Origin of the sequence: Okeania sp. SIO2F4 (genome assembly GCF_010672385.1) — a bacterium.
In the GTDB taxonomy this organism is placed as follows: domain Bacteria; phylum Cyanobacteriota; class Cyanobacteriia; order Cyanobacteriales; family Microcoleaceae; genus Trichodesmium.
The window spans coordinates 1-6,035 of sequence record NZ_JAAHGT010000599.1 but is presented as its reverse complement, the minus strand read 5'-3'; the positions used below and the strand labels follow the sequence as shown (position 1 = coordinate 6,035).

Genomic DNA, 6,035 nt, shown 5'->3' with positions numbered 1-6,035 from the left:
AATAAATTCTATAGTTTCTAAATCGAATGATGAAGTATCTGATAATTAATCATAATTGGGGTTGGTGAATGATTCTATGATTTTTATTAGTCAGTATAGCAATCCTATTTGATTTGTGGATAAAAATGTTACTGCTTTTAGGGAACAGTGAACAGGTAAGAGTTTCAGTTTTTTATCTACTTTTTGATTTGTCGCAACATAAGCACGGATAATTAATCTATAATGCGTAATGGTATACATAGATTAATGGATACTATTAAAAGTATTTAAACTCAAAAAATATTCTTGAAAAATATATTTTTTCAACCTTTCAAGAATATTTACAGCTTAATCTATATCTAAATTAAAATATATTACATTTTGGAGCAGTATCATGGAAATCTTTCAGAAAGTAGTATCTATACTAGCTTTTTTATCCATAGGTTTCTCTTTAACAAGAGTCTACCTAACAGCTAACCAAATTTGGAAGCGAAAACATGAGCGTGTAGTTATAGAAAGTATATCTGTTACGGCAAAATTAGTTTCTTGATTTCCCTTATCAATTTTTTCACTTAACTATCTTTTCAACGGGGAATATGTGAGTTTAATAAACACCATATTAATTGCTGGTTTGGCAGTTTTCTATATTCTTGTAGGAATGTCATTATGGGTATCAGGAGAAAGAAAAAAAGGATTCTGGACTTTAATCAAAGAAACTCTTAATTTTGAAAGAAAAGAAGCTGGAGATTTAGCTAAGTCATTTTTAAAACTTTCGGGAGCGAAAAAAATCATCAGTATTTTAAGTCAGATAGCGATGATTGATGAAGTAATTGACCCCAGAGAAAAACAGTTTATTCAATCATTTGCTGACCATTGGGATATCCATTTTTCCTGGGAAAATGTCACAAAAAATCAAACAGGAAATAGTTCTGTAAATTTGATAAATTTACGTCAGGATGTAAATGATTATTTGGCAACTTCTCCACCACAGAAACAAGTCTCAGAATTAAAAGATATTATTGATGCTCTGGTGAATATTGATGAAGAAGTTTCCGAGAAAGAAAGGCTAATTATGAGAGAATTAGAAGGCTTACTTTCTGAATATATTAGTCAAGAATCAAATGCTGCTAGATATCATGTAATAGTAGTACCACAAAATGAACGGCAAGTTCAAGTTGTGACGACTTCACTAGATGAAGTAATTGATCCCAGAGAAAAAGAGTTTATTCAATCATTTGCTGACCACTGGGATATTAATTTATCCTGGGAAAATTTAACTACAAATCTAAGCGCAGGTGGTTCTAGAAATTTGATAAATTTACGTCAGGATGTAAATGATTATTTGGCAACTTCTCCACCACAGAAACAAGTCTCAGAATTAAAAGATATTATTGATGCTCTGGTGAATATTGATGAAGAAGTTTCCGAGAAAGAAAGGCTAATTATGGGAGAATTAGAAGGCTTACTTTCTGAATATATTAGTCAAGAATCAAATGCTGCTAGATATCATGTAATAGTAGCGCCACAAAACGAACGTAAGGTTCAAGTAGTGACTACTTCACTACCAGAATTAACAAGATATGAAGTAGGAGAAGGATTTGCTTATAATAGCGGTCCTTTTTATTCTAAAGAATATGCAGATATAATATCTGATGGTTATCGCAGTCTTAATCTTTTCAGCATCGTGACTGTAACTCTTCCTAATCAAATAAATTCTATAGTTTCTAAATCGAATGATGAAGTATCTGATAATTAATCATAATTGGGGTTGGTGAATGATTCTATGATTTTTATTAGTCAGTATAGCAATCCTATTTGATTTGTGGATAAAAATCTTACTGCTTTTAGGGAACAGTGAACAGGTAAGAGTTTCAGTTTTTTTATCTACTTTTTGATTTGTCGCAACATAAGCACGGATTACTATAGTTAAAACTGATTTTTTTCTTACCTAATAATTAATAATTAGACAATTCAGGTTTAAAGCCTCATTAAGGGGATAAAATCAAAAAAATCCCTTAAGTGTCAATCCCCTTCTTTTAAGAAGGGGTAATTATTAATTGTTTTTCTACGGAACATGAAAATTGTTAATTGTTAATTGTTGAATATAAATCTTACTTTGATAGGAATTTCATACCTGATTTCACCAATGCCTGAATAATTTAGATATTTTTGAGAGATAAAACTGCTTCTAATTTAAAATAAACTGTTATTTTCTGAAATATGACAGTTGAAAATAAAGAGATATTTACTATTAATTTTATTCCCTAATACAAGTCAATGATTAACGATATAGATATCAAGTAACTAGACAAAAACATCAAGACTGCAAACAAAAAATCACTTGAAAATAATCGTCAAATTATCACATCCAATTCCTGATTGCTATATAGTAGTTATTAGATTTAATTAAGTACAGTATTTTTTTCTTCTCTCTCCCTACTCCTAAGAAAAGTTATATGCAATATCCTTAGCCGAACCCTAAAATATAAAAATTTTTATATTTCAATAATTTCGGCTACTCTATATTATAAATTACTAATCCTTACAGGATTTGTGAAAAAAACTCTAGGAGTTTGATTTGCAAATCCCTAAAACAAAATATTACGAGCTATGCACGGATTGCTAATGTTATAGTTGTAAATTATCTATCAAAATTACATTTTGGAGCAGTATCATGGAAATGTTTGAAAAGGCAGTATCTATACTAGCTTTTTTATCTATCGGGTTCTCTTTAACAGAAGCTTACCTCAAAGCAAATCAAATTTGGAAGCGAAAACATGAGCGTTTAGTAGTAGAAAGTATATCTGTTACGGCACAATTAGTTTCTTTATTTCCCCTATCAATTTTTTCACTTAACTATCTTTTTCAAAGACAATATGTGGGTTTGATGGATAGTACAATATTTGCTACTTTGGCAGTTTTCAATATAATTGTAGGAATGTCATTCTGGGTACCTGGAGAAAGAAAAAAAGGATTCTGGACTTTAATCAAAGAAACTCTTAATTTAGAAAGAAAAGAAGCTGGGGATTTAGCTAAGTCATTTTTCAAACCTTCGGGCGCTCAAAAAATTATCAATATTTTAGGCCAGGTAGCTATGATTGATGAAGTCCTTGACCCCAGAGAAAAGCAATTTATTCAATCATTTGCTGACCATTGGAATATCAATTTTTCCTGGGATAATTTAACGAAAAACAGAATAGCAGATACTGCCATCAACCTCATACATTTGCGTCAAGATGTAACTGATTATTTGGCAATTTCACCACCACAAAAACAAGTATCAGAATTAAAAGATATTATCAATGCTCTGATTAATATTGATGAAGAAGTTTCTGAACAAGAAAAGTTAATTATGGGAGAATTAGATGGCTTGCTTTCTGGATATATTAGTCAACAACCAAATGCTGCTAGATATCATGTAATAGTAGTGCCACAAAACGAACGACAAGTTCAAGTAGTAACGACTTCACTACCAGAATTAATAAGATATGAAATAGGAGAAGGATTTGCTTATCATAGCAGTCCTTTTTATTCAAAAGAATATGCAAATGTAATCTCTGATGGTTATCGCAGTCTTAATCTTTTGAGCATTGTTACCTTCACTCTTCCTAGTCAAATAAATTCTATAGTTTCTGAGGATGAGTCACCAAATTAATCAATTTTTATCAAGATACATGAGAATTATTAAAACCATTTAAACTGAAAAACTATGTTGGTAAATTTTCAAGAATATTTATATCATCATTAGACATCTCCAACAAGAAAAAATCAAATAAATTACCGTACAGAAATAATCAATTTTTTCCCCTCCATACCTATTGCCTCTTTTCTGGAGATGTCTATTTATTTCCAGATGAAAATAAGCAAGCAGAAACTATATGATTGAAAGCAAAAAAAATAATGAAACAGTCGGCATTGCAACAATTGGTTATTATATACCTTCAGGAATTATGACTAGCAAAGCGATCGCCAAACTAGCAGATATTCCCCTGTGGGTTTTGACAGAAAAAATAGGCATGGAAAAAAAATCAATTGCTGCTGAAGATAAACATCCTAGGGATATGGGAATTAAAGCAGCAATATTGGCTATAAATAAAGCACAAATTAAACCAGAAAAAATAGATTTAATTGCTTATTGTGGAGTAGGAGATTACGATTAAATATTTTGGTCTCCCCCAGCCAAAATTCAAGGTATTATTGGTGCTAAAAATGCTCATGCTTTTGAAGTTATAAATTTTTGCAACAGTGGCAATTTAAGCATTCAGATTTGCCGGAATATGTTGTTGGCAGATGCGAGCTTAAATTATGCTTTAGTTGTTTGTAGCGATAAATTATCCCAGTTGTTTAATTACTTTGATAAAAATACAAACTCCCTACTTTTTTTCGCCGACGGTGCTATCCCGGCCCTGTTAAATAGTAATAAAATTCTCTCCTATTATGGCATGACTGATGAGAAATTAGCTGATTTTATTCGAGTACCTTTGGGCGGTACTAAGTTGCCTGTAAAAGGTGAAAATATTGACTTAGCACTTAATTATGTCAAAGTAGAAAATCGTCAAAAATTAGACTAAATTTTATCGGAAGTCTATTTAAAAAACTTGAAATATAATAACTGCATTACAAAAAAGTTTTTTTCTATAGATTAAATAGATTTTTTATTTACTAATCAAATCAAACAAAGTTGATTATTAGCAATTCTTGAATCTCTGAAATGAACTGAAAAAAATACCTTGATTTCCTGAAAAAATAACGGTCATTTGGGAGCAACAGATACTTTATTTAGTTTAGCTAAAATTCTAGAATTAGAGAAAATAAAGCCTGGTAATTTAGTAGTTTTAGCCAGTAGTGCTGCCGAATTTTATTGGCGAGCAACTGTGATTAAATATTAAACTGTAATAAATAGTTAAATTTTCAAATTTTATCAAAATGTCAAATCAAACTTATACAATTATCGGCACTGGCGCTGTTGGCGGATTATACGGCGCAAAACTGCAAAAAGCAGGTCATAAAGTTAGTTTTTTACTGCGCAGCGACTACCAACACGTTGCCGAAAAAGGTTTAATTATCGAATCGGTGGATGGAGATTTTACTCTACCAGAAATAGATGCCTATAACGATGTCAAAAAAATGCCAAATTCTGATGTAGTTGTTGTGGCATTGAAGGCAACGCAAAATCATCTTTTGCCAGAATTATTACCACCATTAGTAAATAAAAATACTGTAATTTTGCTCTTACAAAATGGCATAAATATTGAACCAGAAATTTTCCAGATTATAGGAAGCAATACCCTAATAGGTGGGTTATGTTTTGTCTGTTCTAATAAAGTAGGAGCAGGTAAAATTCGCCATATTGACTATGGTACTATTACTATTGGGCAATATTTTCCTAACAATAGACCAGCAGGAATTACAGAACAAATGGGTGAAATTGCTAAAGATTTTGAACAGGCAGGAATTCCGATTGAGTTGAGTGAAGATTTGCTTTTAGCTAGGTGGAAAAAGTTAGTTTGGAATATTCCTTATAATGGTCTTTCCGTTGTATTAGATGCCAGAACAGATGAAATTATGGCCAATACAGATACACGGTTTGTAGCAGAACAATTAATGTGGGAAGTAGTAGCAGGAGCAAAAAGTTGCGGGCGAATAATAGACGATCGCTTTATCCAAAAAATGCTCGACCATACAGAGAAAATGAAACCTTATTTAACCAGTATGAAACTAGATTATGAAGGGAAGAAACCTTTAGAAGTTGAAGCAATTGTGGGTAATCCTTTACAGATGGCAAAAGAAGCGGGGGTTGATTTGCCAATGATTTCTCTGCTTTATCGACAGTTGAAATTTTTAGATGTTAGGAATCAGCCAGATAGTAAGTTTTTGTAACTTTAAAAAAGTCAAAATTCGGGCATGATAAAAGTAGTAGTAGCAATCTGTTTATTTTATCAATAACTGATACTAAGTCCGATTTATCAAACCTAAATACTAAACTTCAAAACCTAGTATCAAAAATCATATAGCAATCCTATTTAAGTTGTAATATTTTGGTGCTAGGGGCTTGA

At 31.4% G+C, this 6,035-nt stretch carries 7 protein-coding genes; 6 read left to right on the top strand and 1 reads right to left on the bottom strand.

Going from position 1 to position 6,035, the window contains the following annotated elements; genetic code table 11:
- Positions 1-90 precede the first annotated feature (90 nt).
- Positions 91-240: a hypothetical protein gene (locus F6K22_RS28450; protein ID WP_293105842.1), complete on the bottom strand. Its 150-nt coding sequence runs from the start codon at positions 238-240 to the stop codon at positions 91-93.
- 337 nt (positions 241-577) lie between these two features.
- Between F6K22_RS28450 and F6K22_RS28445 the strand changes: the two genes are divergently transcribed.
- The 6 genes from F6K22_RS28445 to F6K22_RS28420 all read left to right on the top strand — a co-directional run bounded on the left by F6K22_RS28445 (position 578) and on the right by F6K22_RS28420 (position 5,859).
- Positions 578-1,735: a tellurite resistance TerB family protein gene (locus tag F6K22_RS28445; RefSeq protein WP_293105841.1), complete on the top strand. Its 1,158-nt coding sequence runs from the start codon at positions 578-580 to the stop codon at positions 1,733-1,735.
- 918 nt (positions 1,736-2,653) lie between these two features.
- A complete protein-coding gene (locus F6K22_RS28440) occupies positions 2,654-3,634 on the top strand; it encodes a hypothetical protein (protein ID WP_293105839.1) in 981 nt (326 codons plus the stop codon).
- A gap of 223 nt (positions 3,635-3,857) precedes the next feature.
- On the top strand, positions 3,858-4,139 hold the full coding sequence (locus F6K22_RS28435; protein ID WP_293105838.1) for a hypothetical protein: 282 nt from the start codon (positions 3,858-3,860) through the stop codon (positions 4,137-4,139).
- The gene (locus F6K22_RS28430; protein WP_363274631.1) at positions 4,140-4,550 is read left to right on the top strand and encodes a hypothetical protein; all 411 of its coding nucleotides are present in this window, start codon (positions 4,140-4,142) and stop codon (positions 4,548-4,550) included.
- A 186-nt stretch (positions 4,551-4,736) separates the two neighbouring features.
- Positions 4,737-4,868, top strand: coding sequence for a hypothetical protein (locus F6K22_RS28425; protein ID WP_293105836.1), 132 nt, complete (start codon positions 4,737-4,739; stop codon positions 4,866-4,868).
- Between the two features lie 37 nt (positions 4,869-4,905).
- A complete protein-coding gene (locus F6K22_RS28420; RefSeq protein ID WP_293105835.1) occupies positions 4,906-5,859 on the top strand; it encodes a putative 2-dehydropantoate 2-reductase in 954 nt (317 codons plus the stop codon).
- The last annotated feature ends 176 nt before the right edge of the window (positions 5,860-6,035 follow it).

Coding starts and splice junctions, on each gene's coding strand:
- F6K22_RS28450 (WP_293105842.1), bottom strand. CDS start 240: ATGTATACCATTACGCATTATAGATTAATTATCCGTGCTTATGTTGCG.
- F6K22_RS28440 (WP_293105839.1), top strand. CDS start 2,654: ATGGAAATGTTTGAAAAGGCAGTATCTATACTAGCTTTTTTATCTATC.
- F6K22_RS28435 (WP_293105838.1), top strand. CDS start 3,858: ATGATTGAAAGCAAAAAAAATAATGAAACAGTCGGCATTGCAACAATT.
- F6K22_RS28420 (WP_293105835.1), top strand. CDS start 4,906: ATGTCAAATCAAACTTATACAATTATCGGCACTGGCGCTGTTGGCGGA.